Raw genomic sequence first — 19,366 nt, 5'->3', positions numbered from 1 at the left:
CATCGATCGGTGGGAGGGCACGGGGCGGATCCGTCGGGTCCGATTCCGGGTGCCGGCGACGGAGGTCGACTTCGAGCGCGTCCTCAAGAGGGTGCATCGGATACGGGTAGGGCGAACTCGCTCGGAACCTTCTGCGAGGACGATGTTCAGCGTTCGGTCGGAAAAGAGAGATCATCGCATCCGCGAGGAGTGAACAGCCCCTTTGTGCCCGGTTTTCGTCCCTGGGGGAGGACTAGGGCAGAAGGCCCGACTCATATGCCCAGGACAACAGACTTTCCCCCAAATCAACCGGCAGGAACATGTCGGTTCCCAACAGGTCGTCCACTACGCGGGCGGTGGAGGCACGGTCCCGATGGTAAAGATTCTTGTACGCCTCGATCACGATCCACAAGGTGTCGTATGTGGGAACGCCGAACCGATCCGCTTGAGCGACCGCGGCGCGCTCATCCAGGATCGCGGCCATATTCCGATGTTTGGCACATGCGATGACCGCGCATTCGCCGAGGTGCTGGTTGGGACCTCCGCTCATCTGGGCTTTGACCTGTAATTGAGTCCAGACCTCGTCATCGCTCAGGACGGCTATCTCGGCCCAGCCGACGGAAGCCACGTCCGGGATGTCCGGGTATGTTGCTCGGCCTCGCTCGATCTCCTGGTTCACCTCGTCCGGTACGAGCACGACCCCGCCGGGGGCGAGTTTCTCGATGATGTTCGCGTGACCCGCTCGGCAAAAATGCGTGTAGACGCTCGTATCCATTACCCACCTGCGCGGATCAGTCATCGTGCCCGGCAAACGACCTGCGGAGGTCATCCAGCGATGGAACGTTCCGGCGGGGAAGTTCATCGACGGAGAGGGTTCCGCGCATCAGTTCGACCGTACGATCGGCTGTCAGGCGGCCCGAGGTGTAGCCGTTCACACAGGCCGAGGCGTAGCCGGGCGAGACGTAAGGGCTGGAAAGCTCATTGTCCCAGGAAAGAGCCAAGCGCAGATAATCACCGGATCTCGGTTCCTCCCGTCCCAGAGACCCGTGTTCGTCCTGGCCGATGAGACCGAGATTTCTCAGCTGTCCGATCGCCGCCGACCAACTCAGTCTGAAGGATGCGCCCACGGCGAGTGCCCGATCGCGAACGCTCCAGTGCGCGTGTTCACGCCAGACCGCGTGAACTCCCGCACGTGGGGCGAGGAAATGGATCGCAAAGGAGTTGATCATCCTCTCGCTCACCGCAGTCGCCTGTGCGTCATAGGCATCACCGCAGAGCCAGTGGCCGAGTTCATGGGCCAAGGTCATACGTCGGCGCCCATGGGGCGCGTCGCCGTTGATCACGGCGACGCCGAGAGTCCGCGAAGCGTCGCCGACCTCGACGCAACCTCCATCGGGGCCGTTCTTCCCGAGAGGGACGGAATACGTGTACAACCCCAGGCGCTCACACGCCGCGCCGAGATCTCGGACGGGAGCATCGTTCAGGTCGAGGCGGCGTCGGGTCTCCCCGGCCATCTGCTCAGAGGTCTCATGGTCTTGCGGAGTGCACGCCCGCGGATGACGTTCCACCGGCGTGAGGAGCCGCATCTCGATGCACGATCGAACATCCGCCGCGAACTGTTCGAGCTCTGTGTCCAGTGTCCGAGTCGTGTCATGGACCTGGGCCGTGCCACGTCGTCGACTCACCACGGAGGGAACGGGATCCGAGACGAAGTAGGCCAAGGGGCGCCCGAGTGTGTTCGCGACCGCGACGAGCTCGGGAACACTCAGTTTGCGTTCGCCCTTCTCCAGCCGGCTGATCGCGCTCCGGTCGAGCCCCACAGCGAGGCCGACGTCTTCCTGGGTCATGCCCGCGTCCTCACGGGCTTCGGCGATGCGCTTCCCAAGAGCCAACTTGTCCATGTGTGATTTTCACACATGGCGGACGGCCCTGTCGAAAGAACACGGATCTTCGATGCGCTGTCGGGACGTCGCATCGACCAGAGGGCCTGTTCGTGGGGGGAGGTCGATCGGTAGGACACCATCGCTCCGGGGCGGTCGGACGGCTGCGGTCGAGGTCGGCGACTCAGGTGGGAACACGGGCCGCGTGGGGGCCTTCCGGGGGGCGGGCGTCGGTCGGTGGGGCACCGGTTCCGGTGCGCGGAGGTGCCCCGAGCGCGTGGCCGGAGGTCAAGCCGCCGCCTCCGAGGCCGTGCGGTGGCCGCAGGTCGGGCAGGGCACCGCGATGACGCCCGCGCCCGTGGGGTCCAGGCGCAGCACCGTTCTGTAGCGGGGCGAGGTCCTGTCGGCGTTGCAGCGTTCGTCCTCGCACTTCGGGCGCGTGAACGGGTCGTCCACCGACGTTCCGCCGAAGGTCCCCACGAGCACGCCGGCGGACGGACGGCGTGGGTGCACGATCTCGTTCGGCTCGCTTCGGCACACCCCGCCGCACAGCGCGCAGGCCCCGCCCGGAACGTTGCGGACGCTCGGATGCTCCGGGCAGGTGTCGGCCGCTCTGCCCGTCGAGTCGAGGACGAACGTCGGACGCCGCGAGAACGCGTCCCCCTCGAACACCGTGCCCAGGGCGTGGTCGTTCCAGGCGCGGACGGTCTCCGGTGAGGCCAGGCGTTCGCGCAGGGCCGCGAAGGGCCGGACGGTGTCCTCCCAGCCGGTCAGGACGCGGGTGAGTTCGTCCTCGGTGACGCCGGTGGCGCGCAGCGCGACGAGGCGGCGGGCGAGGGCGGCGCGGTCGCGGACGGGGAAGCGCAGGGCCCCGTCCGGGATCCGGGCGAGGAGGGCGAGCGCCCACGGCGGCGCGACGGCCGCGCGCCCTGGGGTTTCGCGCCCACGGACGGAGGTCGGAGAAGGGTCTTCGGGGCAGGGGTCGGAAGAGAAAGGGTCCTCAGGCCATGTTGACCCCTCGCCACAGGTCATCTTGACCTCTCGCGACGGGTCGATGTGACCTGTCGTGGGTTCGGGCCTGCTCTGCGGGGTGAGGGGTTCCTCGCCCAGGCGGGCGCGGACCTCGTTGATCTCCTCCAGGACCGGCCCCTTGAAGGCGTCGGCGGGGATGAGGAGTTCCAGGACGTCCGGCAGCAGGTCGGCGCGGAACCGTCCGGAGGCGAGGTCGGCGGCGAAGAAGGCGTGGCGCTCCTCGCGGGAGAGCTTGCGCACCAGTCCCGCCGCGACGAGGTCCTTGAGGGCGCGCTTGGCCGTGGACTCGCTGAGGGTGCCGCCGGAGCGGGCGGCCAGGGTCCGCAGGCGCAGGAAGCACCAGCGTCCGTCGAGGTCGGCCGCGTCGGCGATGATCGCGGCGGCCGTGTGCGCGCGGGTGTTGGGGAACAGCCCCTTCCTGAGGGCCTCAAGGACCCAGATGGCCGGGACGAACCCGATCCCCTCCATGGCCTTCTCGGGCCGTTTGCGCGGGGGAGGGGTCTCTCGCGTGTCCCGGTTCCGGGCGCACGACATCGTGGCACTAGGATGCATCCCTAGCCGCCTTCCTGCTGCTTTCAGGTCGGTTGGTCAGGGGCCGTTCGGTGTTGGTAGCACCGGGCGGCCCCGCTCTTTTCCGTGGTGGGGGAGTCACGGGGTGGAGTTATGGGGGCAGCCTAGCGTGATCCCGGGCGTTGCGGGCCCGAACGTCATATCCATGTTCGACCCCTGACTACGGCTGAGGTTCCGCGCGCCGCCGCGGGTGTCCGCGCGGTCGGAACGGCCCTCCCCCCTCGACATTAATGAATCTACGTCGTAAAGGCGGGGGTTCCGGAAACGACACACCCACGACCACCGATTCGCGTGCGGCTACGCCGCCGCACACCCCTCCACGGCCCCGCCTCGAAAGGGTCCGGCGTGTCGTGGCCGACGGGGGAGTCGGGCCCTACTCCGTCCGGGCGCCCAGGGCGCGCAGGAGGTAGGGCAGCAGTCGTTCCGCCACCTCCGCCCCCGGTCGGGAGTCGGGGGTGTGCGGGATCAGGAACGTGTGCGTGATCATCGGCCCGATCACCAGCTCGCCCACCACCACCGGGTCCTCCACGGGCGGGATCTCCCCCCGGGCGACCGCGCGGGTCAGCAGGGTCGCCACGCGGTCCTGCAACGGCGCCACGTACTCCTGCGTCAGCACGTCCGCCAGAGCCCGGTTGTGGGCGGCCTCGCCCAGGATGGCGCGCAGCAGCCGCCCCGAGGGCCCGTCCAGGGCGGTCGCCTTGTCGTGCAGCAGCGTGCGCAGGTCCGAGCGCAGGCCCCCCGTGTCGCGGTCGGGCCCCAGATCCTCGGCCCAGACCCCGGCGGCGCCGATCACCAGGTGCTCCTTGGAGCGCCACCGCCGGTACAGGGTGGCGGTGGAGACCCCCGCGCGACGGGCGACGGCGGCGGTGGTCAGTCCCCCGTACCCGTGCAGCTGGAGTTCGGTCAGGGTGGCGTCCATCAGCGCGCGATCCCGGGCGGCGTCCCTCGGCCTTCCTCGGCGGGGGGTCGTCTCCGGCAGATGGTCCGTGGTCATGGGGGCATCCTACGGGCCCTGTTCAAAACGAAAAGGTTTCGTTTAGTATTCGGCCATGACCAACGACACCCCCGGCACCCCCACGGTCCAGCAGGCCACGATCCAGAGCGCGGTCCCCGCGCCCATCGACGACGGCACCGGCGCGAAGATCGCCGCGCGGGTGCGCGATCTGCGCGCCGTCTTCGCCTCCGGCCGCACCAAGCCCATCGCCTGGCGGCGCACCCAGCTGCGGCGGTTGCGCGCCCTGCTGGTGGAGGAGCGCCCCGCTCTGGAGAGGGCGCTCAAGGCCGACCTCGGCAAGAGCCCCGTCGAGGCCCACACCACCGAGATCGGTTTCGTGGTCAACGAGATCGACCACACCCTCAAGCACCTCGCCTCGTGGCTGCGCCCCGAGCGCGTCGCGGTGCCCATGGCCATGGCCCCCGCCAAGGCCCGCACGGTCCGCGAGCCGCTCGGCACGGTGCTCGTCATCAGCCCGTGGAACTACCCGATCAACCTGGCGCTGGCCCCCCTGGTCGGCGCCGTCGCCGCCGGCAACACCGTGGTGCTCAAGCCCAGCGAGCTGTCCCCGGCGACCTCGGCGCTCCTGGCCGAGCTGCTGCCCCGCTACCTGGACACCGAGGCGATCGCCGTGATCGAGGGCGGGGTGCCCGAGAGCACCGCGCTTCTGGAGCAGCACTTCGACCACATCTTCTACACCGGCAACGCCCAGGTGGCCCGCATCGTCATGGCCGCCGCGGTCAAGCACCTGACCCCGGTCACCCTGGAGCTGGGCGGTAAGAGTCCCGCGATCGTGGAGCCCGGTGTGGACCTGGCGACCACGGCCCGCCGTCTGGTGTGGGGAAAGTTCACCAACGCGGGCCAGACCTGTGTGGCCCCCGACTACGTGCTGGCCATCGGCGACACCGCCGACGCCCTCCAGGAGGAGCTGGGAGCAGCCATCACCGAGATGTTCGGTGAGGACCCCAAGGCCAGCCCCGACTACGGGCGCATCGTCAACGAGCGCCACTTCGACCGGCTCACGGCCCTGCTGGAGGGTGGAACCGTGGTGGCGGGCGGTCGCGGCGACCGCGAGGACCTGTACCTCGCACCGACGATCCTGGGCGACGTCACCGCCGACACCCCGGTCATGGCCGAGGAGATCTTCGGGCCGATCCTGCCGGTGCTCCGGGTCCCCGACCTGGACGCGGCCATCGCCTTCGTCAACGAGCGCGACAAGCCGCTGGCCCTGTACGCGTTCACCGAATCGGACACCACCAAGCGCCGGTTGACCACCGAGACCTCTTCCGGTGGCCTCGGGTTCGGTCTGCCCATCGCCCACCTGGCCGTGCCCGACCTGCCGTTCGGCGGGGTGGGCGAGAGCGGGATGGGCGCCTACCACTCGTCGGCGTCGATCGATACCTTCTCGCACGTCAAGTCGGTGCTGGACAAGTCGTTGGCGTTGGACACCATGCGGCTCGCCTACGCGCCGATCACCGATCTCAAGGAGAAGATCCTGCGGCGGATGCTGTAGGTCAGCGGGCGTCGGTGATCGCGGTGCCCGGCTCCATGTCCTCGCCCGCGAGTTCGGAGACGGTCACGAAGCGGTAGCCGTCCTCGGCCAGGCCGTCGAGGATGTCGGGGACGGCGTCCACGGTGCTCTCGTGGATGTCGTGGAAGAGGACGACGCTGCCCTTGTCGGTCTCCTGGAGGGTCACGTCGGTGACGGCGTCGCTGTCGCGGCTCTGCCAGTCGAGGGTGTCGACGTCCCACAGGACGATGGGCTTGTCGATGGCCTCGCGCGCGGTGTCGTTCAGGGAGCCGTAGGGCGGGCGCATGGTGGTGGGCGTCTCGCCGGTGACGTCCTCGATGGCCTTGTCGGTGCGCGCGAGGTCGTCCCTGATCGCGTCGCCGGACAGGGTGGCCAGGTCGTCGTGGTCCCAGGTGTGGTTGCCGACCTCGTGGCCTTCGTCGGCCATGCGCTCGACGGTGTCGGTGAAGTCGCCGACCTTGGAGCCGAGCACGTAGAAGGTGGCCTTGGCGTCGTGGTCGTCGAGGGCGTCCAGGACCTCGTCGGTGTGCGGGCCGGGGCCGTCGTCGAAGGTGAGGGCCACGCACTCGACCTGGGCGCAGTCCAGGTTCTTCGCCTCGGCGGAGAGGGTGGTGTCGGCCGCGGCGGGGGCGGCGGGGAAGAGGAGCACGGACGCGGCGACGGCGAGTCCGCCGGTCGCTCCCAGGGCGATTTTGTGTTTCGGAAGCGTAACGTTCACGCACGTGAATGTATGCGAGCCCATGACCTGGGAAAAGGGAAAAGCCCATGAAGTGACGAAGCACTCTTTGCGCTCATCGGGGAATGAAACGCGTGAAACCCCGCCTCGGCGGGGTTTCACGCGTTCCCGCCGGTCAGCCCACGCGCGCGTCGGTGTACACGTCGCCCGGGGACAGCGCCTGGAGGCCGAACAGGTCGGTCACGGTGACGAAGTGGTACCCCTGGCTGTGCAGTCCCGCCAGCACCTCGGGGACGGCGTCCACCGTGGTGGGGTGGATGTCGTGGAACAGCACCACACTGCCGGAGGTGGTGTGCGTCAGGGCGTGCTCGGCGACCTTGGCGGTGTCGCGGCTCTGCCAGTCCATGGTGTCCACGTCCCACAGGATCAACGGCTGGTCCACGGCCTTGCGGACGGTCCCGTTGAGCGACCCGTAGGGCGGACGGATGGTCCACGGGTCCGACCCGGTGATCGCGCGCACCGCCTGGTTGGTACGGCCGATGTCCTTGGCGACCCCCTGCTCGGACATGCCGGCCAGGTCGTCGTGCTTCCAGGAGTGGTTGCCCATCTCATGGCCCTCGGCGTGGGTCCGCTCCACCACCTCGGGGAACTCCTCCACCAGCGAGCCCAGCACGTAGAACGTGGCACGCGCGTCGTAGTCCGCGAGCATGTCGAGCAGCCGCCCGGTGTCCTCACCGGGTCCGTCGTCGAAGGTCAGCGCGACGCACTTGAGCCGGACGCAGTCCAGGGAGTCGCCCTCGGCGGACAGTTCGCCGTCCAGGGGGAAGTCGGGTTCGTCCAGCGCCGCCTCGCGGGCGTGGTAGCCCAGCTCCGACAGCAGGTCCTCGGTCTCCTCGGCCTCCACGGGCAGCAGTACCTCGCTGACCCGGCCCGCGCCGGGCACCTCGCCCGGTTCCATGCGCACCGCCAACCCGCCGGCGGTGCTGAAGGCCAGGTCGGCCAGGGGCGAGCCCTCCCACAGTTCTGCGGCCCGCAGCGCCTGCTCGGGATCGGACAGGTCCAGGGGCTCCCCCTCGCCGTCCTCCGGTGCGGGAGAGGCGTCGCCGGCGGCGGCCTCCCCGGGGTCGGACTCGGTCCCCGTGACGCGCAGAGCCACCTCGCCGACCAGACCGGGCAGCTGTTCGGTCGGCATGTCGTAGCCCTCCTCCAGCACGGCGGCGACGGCCAGGTGGGCTCTCTCGATGGCCGCCTCGTCGCGGAACAGCGACGTCCAGGGGACGATCGCGTCGTTCTCGACGTCGTACCACAGGGTGCGGGCCTCGAAGGTCTCGTTGACCCCGGCCTTGAGGGTCTCCGTGACACGGACCCCCACGACCCGGGGCGAGGCCGCCAGGACGGTGGAGTCCTGGAACAGTTCGGGCGTGCCCCGGTCGGGCAGGTCCTCCAGGAAGGCGGTCTGGCGCTCGGCCATCGACGTGTGGATCTCCGTGGTCAGCGGATGATCGGCTCCCAGGACCGGGTAGCGGTACCCGACGATGCTGGTGTCGGTGGTCACCGAGCGGGCGCCCACCGTCATTCCGGGCCACGCGTCGAGCGGGATGCGCACCGCCTCCGCGTAGGGCAGGGCCTGTTCCGCTGCGTGGCAGCCCGGTACCAGGAGCAGCCCCAGAGCGGCTGTGATCGCGACTTTTCGGCGAAGTGAGGTGACAAGCACGAGGGGACCATATCGGAGGTGGACCCCCCGGGTGGAATCGGAACGCGCCCGGATGGGGACTCTGTGTCACCTTTTGGTGAAGTCCGGACCTCGCAGAACCCCGGGTCCGTGACGGGCGTCCAAGGGCATGACGTGGGAACGCCCGCGCACACGTGTGAAAGGGACTCATGAATCACGGTCCAGGACCCGGCTGGCCGCCGAACAGCGGCACCGGAGGGTACTTCCCCCCGCCTTCGGCGGGTGGTGGCGGGTACCCGCCACCACCGCCGGGTGGTCCGGGCGGTTACCCGCCCCCTCCCTACGGAGGTCCGGGCGGCTATCCCCCGCCCGGGGGCGGTCACCCCCCGCCTCCCCCCGGCGGGGGGTACGGAGACCGGGAACCGCCCTTCGGCATCGGCGCGCCCATCGGTGCGATCATCGCCAACGTCATCGGCCTGTGCCTGTGCACGTGGATATCGGTCGTCGGCCTGGTCCTGGGCATCATCGGTGCGGCGATCGCCACCAGCAGCCCCCAGGCCGCCAAGGTGTGCACGATCATCTCCTGGGTGCTGTTCGCCCTGGGGGCCGTCGGCTTCGTGCTCGTCCTGATCATGTACGGCGCGACCGGGATCCTCGCCTACATGTAGGTGCGCGGTTCCCCGCCGGAGGCGTCGATCGCGGGGGACGCCGGAACGGGCGCGCGGCCGAGGGCCGCGCGCCCGTCGGCGTGTCAGGCGACGGTGGCCGCCACCGTCGCCACGATCTCGCGGACCCGGGCCAGGACCGGCGCGTGCTCCTCGATGGAGTCGGTCCGCGGCAGGTGCACGTGTCCGGCGGGGATCGACGAGCCGGCCCGGTCGCGCAGCAGCGTGTTGCGGTAGGCGATCTCGTTGGACAGGTAGTCGCCGCCGCCCCCGCGTCTGGCCGTGGAACCCTGGGTGGGGCCCTGGGGGCGTACGACCGGTTCCTCGGCGCCGGCCGGGACCTCGGTGACCTCCGTGTTGATCACGACGGGTCCCCCGACCCGGTCGGCGATCAGGTCCAGGGGCAGGGACGAGCGGGTCCATTCGGGCGCGTCGGCGGCGAGGGCCCGCCCGGTGCGAGCCACGCCCAGGTTGTCGGTCCCGCCTCCGCGCCACACCCCGTTCCACACCTCCAGGTCGAACCGGTCGGGTCGGCCGCGGCTGAGGGTGAGGACCGCGTCGGCCTCGCCGTAGGCCCGGCCCAGGGCCTCCTCCACCAGCCCGGCGTCGAAGTCGCTCCAGCGCACCGGGAAGACGGCGGTGCGCACCACGGCGGTGCGCTCGCCCACGGGGAAGATCCACCCGTTCAGGTCCAGGGCGGCGGCCCCCGAGGGGTTGGCGCAGGCCGGGTCCTCGTCCAGGCGGAAGGGGTCGAACCCGGTGACGACGACGCGCAGGAGGCGTTCCCCGGGTGGGAAGACCAGTTCGGTGATGCCGCGCGAGGCGGTCTCCAAGAGGTGGAGCAGCCCGGCGCGGTCGGCCTCGGTGAGGTCGAAGGTCGGCTTCCAGGTGCGCAGCCGGGCGGCCAGGAGCAGGCGTGCCCAGTACAGGGGGCGGTCGTCGACCGTTCCGACGTCGGTGCGGGCGGCCTCCGTCCACAGACGTGAGGCGTGGGAGGCGACGGTCTGGCGGGCCTCCTCCGGGTCGCCGGCGTCGTTGAGGTCGGCACCGAAAAGGGGATCGGCGGCTCCGAAACCCGAACGTGCGAGGAGCCTCCGGGGGACGTCGAGGGTGGCGCGGTCCTCTTCGGGGGTGATGTCGTGGTGCAAGGGATCGCTGTCTGTCTCGGAGGCGGCCCCGGCGGCGGCCGGGGCACGGGCGCCCGAGTCTAACGCCGGCGACGCCGGGGCCGGGGAGGGGGATCGGGGGTGCGGTGAAACCCGACGATGGGGCTGGACCGAGGGCGCCGCGCTTGACAGGGTGTTGAGTGTCCTGCCCCCTCTCGACGAAGAGAGTCTCACATGAACACTTCCGAACTCCCCGACACCGGGCACCTCGCCGAACGCGCCGAGGAGGCGCTGGCCCGGTGCGGTGTCGAGCGGCTGCCCGAGCCGGTCGGTGCGGCCGGGACCGCTCGGACCCCCGTGACCGGGGGGATCCTCTTCCCGGTGGAGTTCGACACCGCCGCCTCCACGGCGCGGGCGATCACCGCCGTCCAGGGGGCCTTCCCGGCCTGGCGTGACACCCCGGCTCCGGTGCGCGGGGCGTTGGTGCGGCGGTTGGGCGAGTTGCTGCGCGAGCACAAGGAGGACCTGGCCGAGCTGGTCACCCTGGAGGCGGGCAAGATCCGTTCCGAGGCGCTGGGCGAGGTACAGGAGATGATCGACGTCTGCGAGTTCGCGGTGGGGCTGTCCCGGCAGTTGTACGGGCGGACGATGCCCTCGGAGCGGCCCGGGCACCGGCTCATGGAGACCTGGCACCCCTTGGGCGTGGTCGGGGTGATCACCGCGTTCAACTTCCCGGTGGCGGTGTGGTCGTGGAACACCTGTATCGCGCTGGTGTGCGGTGACACGGTGGTGTGGAAGCCCTCGGAGCTGACGACGTTGACGGCGTCGGCCTGTCACGCGCTGCTGATGCGCGCCGCGCGGGAGACCGGGGCCCCGGCCGACGTGCACCGGGTGGTGCTGGGGGGCCGCGAGGTGGGCGAGGCGCTGGTGGACGACGCCCGGGTGGCGCTGGTGTCGGCGACCGGGTCCACGGCGATGGGTAAGGCGGTGGCGCCGCGGGTGGCGGCGCGGATGGGCCGGTACCTGCTGGAGCTGGGCGGCAACAACGCCGCGGTGGTGGCGCCCTCGGCCGATCTGGACCTGGTGATGCGCGGCAGTGTGTTCGCGGCGGCGGGCACGGCGGGGCAGCGCTGCACGACGCTGCGCCGGCTCATCGTGCACGAGGACGTGGTGGAGGAGGTCGTCGAGCGGATCACGGCCGCCTACGGGCGGCTGCGGGACCGGATCGGGGACCCCTTCGCCGAGGACACCCTGGTGGGTCCGCTGATCGGTGAGCGCGGCCACACGGCGATGCGCGACGCGCTGGCCCGCGCCGAGGCCGACGGCGGTCGGGTCCTGGTGGGCGGTGCGCGGCGGCTGGAGGAGGCGGCCAAGGACGCCTACTACGTGGAGCCCGCGGTGGTGCGCATGCCGGCCCAGACCGAGGTGGTGCGCGAGGAGACGTTCGCGCCGATCCTGTACGTGCTGACCTACCGCACGCTGGAGGAGGCGGTGGAGCTGCACAACGGGGTTCCGCAGGGGCTCTCCTCGGCGATCTTCACCGGAGACCAGGCGGAGGCGGAGCGGTTCCTGTCCGCGGCCGGGTCCGACTGCGGGATCGTCAACGTCAACATCGGCACCTCGGGTGCCGAGATCGGCGGGGCCTTCGGCGGGGAGAAGGAGACCGGCGGTGGCCGGGAGTCGGGTTCGGACTCGTGGAAGGCGTACATGCGCCGGGCCACCAACACCGTCAACTTCAGCGGTGACCTGCCCTTGGCGCAGGGCGTCCGCTTCCTGTGAGGCACGGTGGGGCGGGTCGCCGGTGGCGGCCCGCCCCGTCGGGCCCCACCACGCCCGAAAAAGATTTGCACTCAATATTGTTGCACACAACTGATCTCTGTTACGGTGGGACCGCCCCGAGAACGGAGGAGGGACCATGGCCACCATCGAGGACGATCCGCTCGCCCTGGACAACCAGCTGTGCTTCTCCCTCTACGCGGCCTCCCGCGCCCTGACCGGGCTCTACCGGGAACTGCTGGGCGACCTGGGCCTGACCTATCCCCAGTACCTGGTCATGCTCGCGCTGTGGGAGCACCGCACCCTCAGCGTCAAGGGGCTGAGCCGGGTCCTGCACCTGGATTCGGGCACCCTGTCGCCCCTGCTGCGCCGACTGGAGGGTGCCGGGTTGATCACCCGCACCCGCAGCTCCGCCGACGAACGCGTCGTCGAGATCGGTCTCACCGACAACGGCGCCGCGCTTCGCGGGCGGGCCCTGGGCATCCCCGCCCGGCTCCTGCGCGCCTCGGACCTGCCCACCGGGCGGATCCGCGAACTGCACGCCACCCTCGACGAGCTCACCCGCTCGGTCGAGGCACTGTCCGCGCGCCGCCCCTGCGGGGAATGACGGACCGACGGACCAACGTCACATCGGCCCCGTCGAGCGGGGCCGTCAAGAGAGGAATCCATGGCATACGACGTCATGTACACCGCCCAGGCCACCGTCACCGGTGAAGGGCGCAAGGGTCACGGCGGCACCGGCGACGGGCGCCTCGACGTCGACCTGTCCGTGCCCAAGGGCATGGGCGGCGACGACGGCCCCGGCACCAACCCCGAACAGCTCTTCGCCGTCGGCTACGCCGCGTGCTTCCACGGCGCCCTCAAGGCCGTGGCCCGCAAGGCCAAGACGAACGTCGACGGCTCCACCATCGAGTCCCACGTCAGCCTCGGCAAGTCCGACGAGGGCCTGGACCTGGAAGTGGAGCTGGACGTCACCATCCCCGGTATCGACCAGGCGAAGGCCGAGGAACTGGTCGAGGCCGCCCACCAGATGTGCCCCTACTCCCGCGCCACCCGCGGCAACATCGAGGTGAAGCTGTCGGTCAAGACCTCCTGACCGACGGACGACGGGGGAGGGGCGCCGCTCGGCGCCCCTCCCCTCGTCATGTCGCCGTCGAGACCGTCGGCGGCTCCTCGCCGCCCGTCGCGCCGGGCCGACGCCATCGCCGACCGGGCATGGGACGGGTGTACGAGCGGGGGCCCGGGGTCGTACGACCCCGGGCCCCCGCGGACGTCACCCTCAGGCGGCGACCTCCAGCAGCAGCAACCGGTCCAGGATGTCCTGGAGGGTGACCAGACCGATGGTCCGACCGTCCTCCTCGACCAGGGACAGGTGGCTGCGGCTCTCCCGCATGATGCTCATCGCCGAGTACATCGGCGTGTTCGCCGGCAGCGTCAGCACCGGGCGCATCAGATCCGCGGCGGTCGTCCCGGGCGGGCCCACGAGCGCCTCGCGCACGTGCAGCACGCCCACCGGCTCACCGCCGTCCATGACCACCAGACGCAGGTGCGTGGACTCGCGGGAGACCCGCTTGATCTCCTCCACACCGGCGTCGGGGCCCACCGAGGCGATCTCCCCACTCGGGGTGACGATCTCGCTCACCGGACGGGAGTTGACCTCCAGGGCGGTGGCCAGCTGGTCACGGCGCTCGGGGTCCAGCGCACCGGCCTTGGCCGAGTGCTCCACCAGCTCCCGCACGTCCTCGGGGTTGTGACCCGAACTCATCTCGTCCACGGCCTCGACCCCGAACCGGTGCAGGAACCAGTTGGCCATCCCGTTGAGGGCCAACAGCAGCGGCCGGGTGAACCACATGAACGCCCGCATCGGCAGCGCCAGCATGATCGCCGACTTCTCCGGGTGGGAGATCGCCCACGACTTGGGGGCCATCTCGCCCACGACCAGGTGCAGGAACGTCACCACGAGCAGCGACAGCACGAAGGACACCACATAGCCGAGCGCGCCGGGCAGACCCCCGAACAGCGGCTCCAACAGGTGGTGCACCGCCGGCTTGGAGATGGCGCCCAGGGCCAACGCGCACAGCGTGATGCCCAGCTGGGAACCGGCCAGCAACAGCGACAGGTCCCGGGCGCTCTTGACGGCCGCCCGCGCCGAGGCGCTGGTCTTGGCGGCCTCCTCCAACCGGTACCGCCGGGCCGCGACCAGCGCGAACTCGATGGCGACGAAGAACGCGCTCAACGCGATGATGATGACGGTCAGCGTCACCGCCACCCAGATGTTCATGTCGCTCATGCGCGCACCTCCGCGGCCTGATCGGCGCCGGCCTCGTGCAGGCGGACCTCCACCGTGTGCGGCACGTGCCGCTGGACGGAGGCCACCCGCAGGGTCAGGGCCATGTCGGGGTCCTCATCGTGGGCGCTGCCCGGACGCGGCAACGCCAGTTCGACGGTGTCGCCCACCTCCGGCAACCGGTGCAGCTCGTGGATGACCAGACCGCCCAGGGTCTCGTAGTCGCCCTCGGGCAGCTCGTGCTCGATGAGCCGCTCCACCTCGTCGATGTGCAGCGCGCCCGGGACCAGGTAGGAGCCCTCGGCCTCCAGGTGCGCGGGGATCTCCTCCTCCGGGGTGTGCTCGTCGGCGATCTCGCCGACCAGTTCCTCGGCCAGGTCCTCGGTGGTGATCACACCGGCCAGACCGCCGTACTCGTCCACCACGCACGCGAACTCCTCGTTCGCCTCGCGCAACTGGTCGAGCACGCCCGGCAGCGGCAGCGACGCCGGCACCATGACGGTCGGGCGGGCCACCTCGCTGACCTTGACCTCGTTCAGGTCCCGGTCGCCCAGCGCGAGCACGTCGCGCAGGCAGATGACGCCGACGATGTCGTCGACGCCGTCGCCCAGGACCGGGAAACGGGAGTGGTCGGAGGCCATGAGCTCGACGACCCGGCTGACCGGATCGCCCTCCTCGACGGTGGTCACCTCGGGCCTCGGGATCATCGCGTGCCCGGCGGTGCTCTCGTGGAAGTCCAGGGTGCGGTCCAACAGGGTGGACAGCTCGGCGGGAAGGTCCCCGCTCTGCTTGGACTCGGCGATGATGCTCTCCAGGTCGCGCGGGGTCGCCGCGTGCTGGACGTCCTCCACCGGCTCGATCCGCGCCAGCTTGAGCAGCAGGATCGCGGCCTGGTCGAACAGCCAGATGACCGGGCCGAAGACCTTCAGGTAGATCCCCGTGGACAGGGCCAGGGCGCGCGCGACCGGTTCGGGTCGGGCGATGGCCAGGTTCTTGGGGAAGAGCTCACCGAAGACCATCTGCACGACGGTCGAGAACAACAGCGCCAGAACGGTGCCGAGCGCGACACCGATGCCGGTGGGCACCCCGACGCCGCCGAGGAGTTCGCCGATGCCCTCGCCGATCAGTGGCTCGGCGACGTAGCCGACGAGCAGCGCGGTGACGGTGATGCCCAGTTGGGCACCGGAGAGCATGAACGATGTGCGGTTGGTGATGTTCAGCGCCCGTTGGGCGCCGGCGTCACCCGCCGAGGCCCGCGCCCGCAGACGGGAGCGGTCCACGGCCATGTAGCCGAATTCCTGGGCGACGAAGTATCCCGTCGCCACGGTGATCAGGAAGACCACCAGGATCCCCAGGCCGATACTGAGAACGGTGCTCATCATCGGACACGCACCGCCTGGGAGGTGTTCCCGGTGTCACCGGGAACGGTTCTGTGAGGGCGCGTGCCCCCTGGAGAAGGAGGCTCGTCGGTTTCGGAGCCGCAGCATCCCTTGGGGATGCCGCCGGTACTTCGGGACGGGTCCACTGTTCCTCTCTCTGCGCTCATGCGCTCAGGATTTCGCCGTTTCGGGTACGGCTGTGACAGGTGGGAGACCTGTCCGCGATCAAGGACGAAGGAGGGCGGGGAAAAGTTCCCCGCCTCATCCGATCAGTTCCCGATCACGGCGTCGGCCTCACCACCGAGGGAGGCCCACTCACGACGGCGGGCCTCGGCGAGCGCGATCGCGGTGGCCACGGCCACGTTCAGCGATCCCACCCGCCCGATCTGGGGAATATAGGTGATGGCGTCCGCGCCCGCCAGGAGGGCGGGGGAGCAACCGTGGTCCTCGGCGCCGACGGCCAGGCACACGTCGGCCTCCAACGGGGCGGCGTGCAACGGCACGGCCCCGGAGGCCAGTTCGAGGGCGACCACCTTGTACCCGTCACCGCGGGCGGCGGTCAGCGCCTCGGCGGTGGAGTCGACCCGGACGTGGGCCACCTTGGCGGCGGTGCCCAGGGCGGTCTTGCCGACCTTGGGGTCCAAGGGGTCGGCGCTGTTGCCGGTGAGCCAGAGCCGGTCCACCCCGAGGGTCGCGCAGGTGCGCAGGATCGAGCCGAGGTTGTAGGGCTGGGTGACCGATTCGACGATCAGGGCGAGGCGCCCCTCGGTGCTCCTGCGCCATTGGCGGTTCAGGCGTTTGACGTCCGTAGGGCGCAACTGCGTGCTCAACTGCGGTGTGTTCCTCAGCGGGATCCGTGGATGGGTGTCGGCACCCGTCGGGTGCTCGCACCACAGGTTACCGGCAGGGGGGCCACCATGCACGTGTGCCCGGACACAACGGGGCACACGTGTCCAAGGCGCGGTTTCCGCGCGGGCCGCGCCGCGCGGTCCCTCACCGGAGCGCGGCGTCCCCGTCGGTCCCGGCGCGGCGCACCGCCAACACGCGAAAGCCCGCCCGGGAGGCGACCCGCTCCGCGGGGAACCCCTGGGCGTCCAGCCACTTCTGGAGGGAGTCGGCGCCCAGATGGCGCTGCACCACCAGGTGGGCGACCCCCTCGACGGACAGCCGGCCCAGCCACACGCGCAGCAGGGTGTGCAGGACGTCCTTGCCGACGCGGATCGGCGGGTTGGACCAGATCGCGTCGAAGGGCCCGGCCAGGACGGGGCCGTCGTCCTCGGCGGCCTCCCCCTCCGGGGTGATCAGCGCGAACCGGGCGTTGTCCAGTCCGTGCCCGGAGGCGTTGCGCCGGGCCAGTCCCACCGCGCGGGAGTTGACGTCCACCCCCAGCACGGTCGCGGCGGGGGCGCGCGAGGCCAGGGTCAGGGCGATCGGACCGTAACCGCAGCCCAGGTCCAGCAGCCGACCCTCGGGCGGGGGCGCCGGCACCGTCTCCAGCAGGACCCGGGTGCCCAGGTCGATCTTGTCGGGCGAGAAGATCCCGCGATCGGTGTGCAACCTCAGGTGCAGGTCGGGCAGGACCAGGTCGGCGGTGGAGGGACGGCTGGCGGCGTCCGGGTCGGAGTCGAAGTAGTGCTGGGCCACGCCGTGACGCTACCAGCACCGACGGGCGTCGGGGCCGGGTAAAAACCTCACATGCCGCGGGAAACGACACGCCAAGCCCCGCCACGACCCGGTGGCGGGTACCGAAGATGGAGGTAGCCGAGGTTTGCGGGGGAACCCATGCGAGCACAGGTAGGAGATCGTCTGGTCGTCGAGGGCCGGCGTGCCGACACGCACCGTCGGACCGGGATCGTCACGGGTGTCCGGGGGTCGGGTGGAGAGCCCCCGTACCGGGTGCACTGGCTCGACGCCGAGCGGGGACACGACGCTCTGGTCTACCCGGGACCGGACGCGCACATCGAACACCCACCCGGCACGGGGGCCGGGACGATCACGGAGGGGGCGCAGATGCACACGACCAAGCGCTGGAACGTCGACGTCGTCATCGCCGAGGAGAACGAGGGCGATGCCGCGCGGACCTGGGCCGAGGTGGGCATGGTCGCCGACGACGGTACGGCGCTGCGCGGACACGGCATGGCCCGCAAACACCCGATGGACGTGGACGTCCCCGAGATCGGTGAGGAACTCGCCGTCTCCCGGGCCCTGTCCGATCTCTCACGTCAGCTCCGGCAGGTCGCCGCGGAGGACATCAACGACAACACCGGCACCCCGTGGCGTCCCACCTGATCGGGTGCGGCGAGCGGGAGGCACCGGACCCCCGACCCCACGGGTCGGGGGTCCTTCCCTGTCCGGCCCCTCCGCTCCGGTCCCGTGGGCGCCCGCAGGACCGGAAGTGGCCACCCCCACCCCGGGAGGAACGCACTCGGCGGTCACCGGCATCGGGCACACTCGAAACGTCGACCGGGAGGGAGGCCCCGGGCCCGAGCGCCCGCCATCGACGTCCATCAGGCAAGGAGACGCCCGTTGACCACCTCATCACCGCAGACCGGACCCGCACGGGCGCTCGGCACCGTCGACGCGGTCGCCATCGGCGCCGGCGCGATGCTGGGAGCGGGGGTCTTCTCCGTGTTCGCCCCCGCCGCGCAGCACGCCGGCGCGTGGCTGCCCGTGGCGATCCTCATCGCCGGGCTGGTCGCCTACTGCAACGCGGTGTCCTCCGCCCGTCTGGCCGCCTGCCATCCCGAGTCGGGCGGCGCCTACGTGTACGGGCGGGCGCGTCTGGGCGACCTATGGGGCTATCTGGCCGGGTGGTCGTTCGTGGTGGGCAAGATCGCCTCCTGTGCCGCCATGGCGCTCACCTTCGCCACCTACGTCCTCCCCGGTTGGGAGAGACCCGTGGCGGCCGCCGCCGTGATCGCGATGACGGTGGTGGGCCATCGGGGGATCCGACGGTCCACGTTCGTGGTCAAGAGCCTGCTCGTCGTGGTCCTGGCGGTCCTGGCCGGGATCGTGGTCGCCATGTCGATGAGCGGCCGTCTGGCCGCCGTGGCCGAGATCGACGGTCTGGGCCCCTGGCCGGGGTCCTTCGGGGTGCTGGGCGCCGCCGGGATGATCTTCTTCGCGTTCACCGGATACGCCCGGGTGGCCACGCTGGGCGGCGAGGTCCGCCGCCCCGAGACCACCATCCCCCGCGCGATCGCCCTGTCCCTGGGCGGGGTGCTGCTGATCTACCTGGTGGTGGGCACCGGCACGCTCATCGTCCTGGGCCGTGAGAGGCTCATCACCTCCACCGCCCCGATGATCGACGTGGTGCGGGTCGCCGGGCTGGAGTGGGCGGTGCCGATCGTGGCCGTGGGCGCGGCCGTGGCCAGCCTGGGCGCCCTCGTCGCCCTCCTGATGGGGATCACGCGCACCACCGCGGCGATGGCCGCCGACGGGCATCTGCCCCGGGTCCTGGCCCTGAGGAGCGGCCGCCACGGGGTGCCGGTGTACGCCGAGGCGGCGATCGCCGCGGTCGTGGTGGTCCTGGTGTTGTTCACCGACCTGACCGGCGCGATCTCCTTCTCCGCGTTCGGGGTGCTGGTCTACTACGCCATCACCAACGCCTCGGCGCTGCGCCTGGGACCCGACGAGCCCCGTCCCCCGCTCCTGGTGCCCCTGGGCGGCCTGGTGGGCTGTGTCGTGCTGGCGTGCAGCCTGCCGTTGCCCGTGGTCGGTATCGGGGCCGTCGTGCTGGCGTCGGGCGCCGCCCTGTGGTGGGTGCGCGAGCGTCTGAGCGCCCGGACCGGCGACTGAGTCCTCCCATCTCCCACCGGA

General features: G+C 70.8%; 18 protein-coding genes. 7 read left to right on the top strand and 11 right to left on the bottom strand.

The annotated features are described in order from the left end of the window. Positions 1-232 precede the first annotated feature (232 nt). The 4 genes from PWG71_RS15765 to PWG71_RS15750 form a co-directional block, all read right to left on the bottom strand. Positions 233-754 carry a hypothetical protein gene (locus PWG71_RS15765; RefSeq protein ID WP_274810481.1) on the bottom strand — a complete coding sequence of 174 codons (522 nt, stop codon included), beginning with the start codon at positions 752-754 and terminating at the stop codon, positions 233-235. A gap of 16 nt (positions 755-770) precedes the next feature. Then, complete coding sequence (locus PWG71_RS15760) at positions 771-1,880, bottom strand: helix-turn-helix domain-containing protein (protein ID WP_274810480.1); 1,110 nt, start codon at positions 1,878-1,880, stop codon at positions 771-773. Between the two features lie 267 nt (positions 1,881-2,147). After that, on the bottom strand, positions 2,148-3,359 hold the full coding sequence (locus PWG71_RS15755; RefSeq protein WP_274810479.1) for a hypothetical protein: 1,212 nt from the start codon (positions 3,357-3,359) through the stop codon (positions 2,148-2,150). A gap of 475 nt (positions 3,360-3,834) precedes the next feature. Next, positions 3,835-4,455 (bottom strand): TetR/AcrR family transcriptional regulator, encoded by a 621-nt coding sequence (locus PWG71_RS15750; RefSeq protein ID WP_274810478.1) that lies wholly within the window; start codon positions 4,453-4,455, stop codon positions 3,835-3,837. Between the two features lie 55 nt (positions 4,456-4,510). Between PWG71_RS15750 and PWG71_RS15745 the strand changes: the two genes are divergently transcribed. After that, entirely contained in the window at positions 4,511-5,968 is a 1,458-nt protein-coding gene (locus PWG71_RS15745; protein ID WP_274810477.1) for an aldehyde dehydrogenase family protein, read from the top strand. Between the two features lies 1 nt (position 5,969). On the opposite strand, the gene PWG71_RS15740 is transcribed toward PWG71_RS15745, so the two are convergent. Both PWG71_RS15740 and PWG71_RS15735 read right to left on the bottom strand, forming a co-directional pair. Further along, positions 5,970-6,704 carry a polysaccharide deacetylase family protein gene (locus PWG71_RS15740; RefSeq protein ID WP_274810476.1) on the bottom strand — a complete coding sequence of 245 codons (735 nt, stop codon included), beginning with the start codon at positions 6,702-6,704 and terminating at the stop codon, positions 5,970-5,972. Positions 6,705-6,837: 133 nt separating this feature from the next. Beyond that, a complete protein-coding gene (locus tag PWG71_RS15735; protein WP_274810475.1) occupies positions 6,838-8,376 on the bottom strand; it encodes a polysaccharide deacetylase family protein in 1,539 nt (512 codons plus the stop codon). Positions 8,377-8,543: 167 nt separating this feature from the next. Here PWG71_RS15735 and PWG71_RS15730 point away from each other — a divergent pair, with 167 nt between their 5' ends. Next, a complete protein-coding gene (locus tag PWG71_RS15730; protein WP_274810474.1) occupies positions 8,544-9,002 on the top strand; it encodes a hypothetical protein in 459 nt (152 codons plus the stop codon). An 83-nt stretch (positions 9,003-9,085) separates the two neighbouring features. Here the strand turns inward: PWG71_RS15730 and PWG71_RS15725 are convergent, their stop codons facing one another. Continuing rightward, complete coding sequence (locus PWG71_RS15725; RefSeq protein WP_274810473.1) at positions 9,086-10,147, bottom strand: pyroglutamyl peptidase; 1,062 nt, start codon at positions 10,145-10,147, stop codon at positions 9,086-9,088. Between the two features lie 192 nt (positions 10,148-10,339). On the opposite strand from PWG71_RS15725, the gene amaB reads away from it, so the two are divergent. The 3 genes from amaB (at position 10,340) to PWG71_RS15710 (ending at position 12,977) form a co-directional block, all read left to right on the top strand. Continuing rightward, on the top strand, positions 10,340-11,884 hold the full coding sequence (gene amaB, locus PWG71_RS15720) for an L-piperidine-6-carboxylate dehydrogenase (RefSeq protein ID WP_274810472.1): 1,545 nt from the start codon (positions 10,340-10,342) through the stop codon (positions 11,882-11,884). Positions 11,885-12,020: 136 nt separating this feature from the next. Next, entirely contained in the window at positions 12,021-12,488 is a 468-nt protein-coding gene (locus PWG71_RS15715; RefSeq protein WP_274810471.1) for a MarR family winged helix-turn-helix transcriptional regulator, read from the top strand. 60 nt (positions 12,489-12,548) lie between these two features. Beyond that, a complete protein-coding gene (locus PWG71_RS15710) occupies positions 12,549-12,977 on the top strand; it encodes an organic hydroperoxide resistance protein (protein ID WP_274810470.1) in 429 nt (142 codons plus the stop codon). 183 nt (positions 12,978-13,160) lie between these two features. Here PWG71_RS15710 and PWG71_RS15705 read toward each other — a convergent pair whose 3' ends face one another. From PWG71_RS15705 to PWG71_RS15690, 4 genes are all read right to left on the bottom strand, one after another. Continuing rightward, entirely contained in the window at positions 13,161-14,171 is a 1,011-nt protein-coding gene (locus PWG71_RS15705) for a hemolysin family protein (RefSeq protein WP_274810469.1), read from the bottom strand. Further along, positions 14,168-15,550 carry a hemolysin family protein gene (locus PWG71_RS15700; RefSeq protein ID WP_274810468.1) on the bottom strand — a complete coding sequence of 461 codons (1,383 nt, stop codon included), beginning with the start codon at positions 15,548-15,550 and terminating at the stop codon, positions 14,168-14,170. Before PWG71_RS15700 ends, PWG71_RS15705 begins: the two co-directional genes overlap by 4 nt. 266 nt (positions 15,551-15,816) lie before the next feature. Beyond that, a complete protein-coding gene (locus tag PWG71_RS15695; protein ID WP_274810467.1) occupies positions 15,817-16,377 on the bottom strand; it encodes a TrmH family RNA methyltransferase in 561 nt (186 codons plus the stop codon). 163 nt (positions 16,378-16,540) lie between these two features. Continuing rightward, positions 16,541-17,191, bottom strand: coding sequence for a class I SAM-dependent methyltransferase (locus PWG71_RS15690; RefSeq protein ID WP_274810466.1), 651 nt, complete (start codon positions 17,189-17,191; stop codon positions 16,541-16,543). A gap of 138 nt (positions 17,192-17,329) precedes the next feature. Between PWG71_RS15690 and PWG71_RS15685 the strand changes: the two genes are divergently transcribed. Beyond that, complete coding sequence (locus PWG71_RS15685) at positions 17,330-17,836, top strand: dsRBD fold-containing protein (protein WP_274810465.1); 507 nt, start codon at positions 17,330-17,332, stop codon at positions 17,834-17,836. Positions 17,837-18,073: 237 nt separating this feature from the next. Beyond that, entirely contained in the window at positions 18,074-19,345 is a 1,272-nt protein-coding gene (locus tag PWG71_RS15680) for an APC family permease (RefSeq protein WP_274810464.1), read from the top strand. Positions 19,346-19,366 lie beyond the last annotated feature (21 nt).

Source organism: Nocardiopsis sp. N85 (assembly GCF_028882275.1).
GTDB classification, from domain to species: domain Bacteria; phylum Actinomycetota; class Actinomycetes; order Streptosporangiales; family Streptosporangiaceae; genus Nocardiopsis; species Nocardiopsis lambiniae.
Note: the sequence above shows the minus strand (reverse complement) of the source record. Positions and strands in the feature narration are given on the sequence as shown.

Coding starts and splice junctions, on each gene's coding strand:
- PWG71_RS15710 (WP_274810470.1), top strand. CDS start 12,549: ATGGCATACGACGTCATGTACACCGCCCAGGCCACCGTCACCGGTGAA.
- PWG71_RS15750 (WP_274810478.1), bottom strand. CDS start 4,455: ATGACCACGGACCATCTGCCGGAGACGACCCCCCGCCGAGGAAGGCCG.
- PWG71_RS15745 (WP_274810477.1), top strand. CDS start 4,511: ATGACCAACGACACCCCCGGCACCCCCACGGTCCAGCAGGCCACGATC.
- PWG71_RS15765 (WP_274810481.1), bottom strand. CDS start 754: ATGGATACGAGCGTCTACACGCATTTTTGCCGAGCGGGTCACGCGAAC.
- PWG71_RS15760 (WP_274810480.1), bottom strand. CDS start 1,880: ATGGACAAGTTGGCTCTTGGGAAGCGCATCGCCGAAGCCCGTGAGGAC.
- PWG71_RS15700 (WP_274810468.1), bottom strand. CDS start 15,550: ATGATGAGCACCGTTCTCAGTATCGGCCTGGGGATCCTGGTGGTCTTC.
- PWG71_RS15755 (WP_274810479.1), bottom strand. CDS start 3,359: ATGGAGGGGATCGGGTTCGTCCCGGCCATCTGGGTCCTTGAGGCCCTC.
- PWG71_RS15730 (WP_274810474.1), top strand. CDS start 8,544: ATGAATCACGGTCCAGGACCCGGCTGGCCGCCGAACAGCGGCACCGGA.
- amaB (WP_274810472.1), top strand. CDS start 10,340: ATGAACACTTCCGAACTCCCCGACACCGGGCACCTCGCCGAACGCGCC.
- PWG71_RS15715 (WP_274810471.1), top strand. CDS start 12,021: ATGGCCACCATCGAGGACGATCCGCTCGCCCTGGACAACCAGCTGTGC.
- PWG71_RS15705 (WP_274810469.1), bottom strand. CDS start 14,171: ATGAGCGACATGAACATCTGGGTGGCGGTGACGCTGACCGTCATCATC.
- PWG71_RS15685 (WP_274810465.1), top strand. CDS start 17,330: ATGCGAGCACAGGTAGGAGATCGTCTGGTCGTCGAGGGCCGGCGTGCC.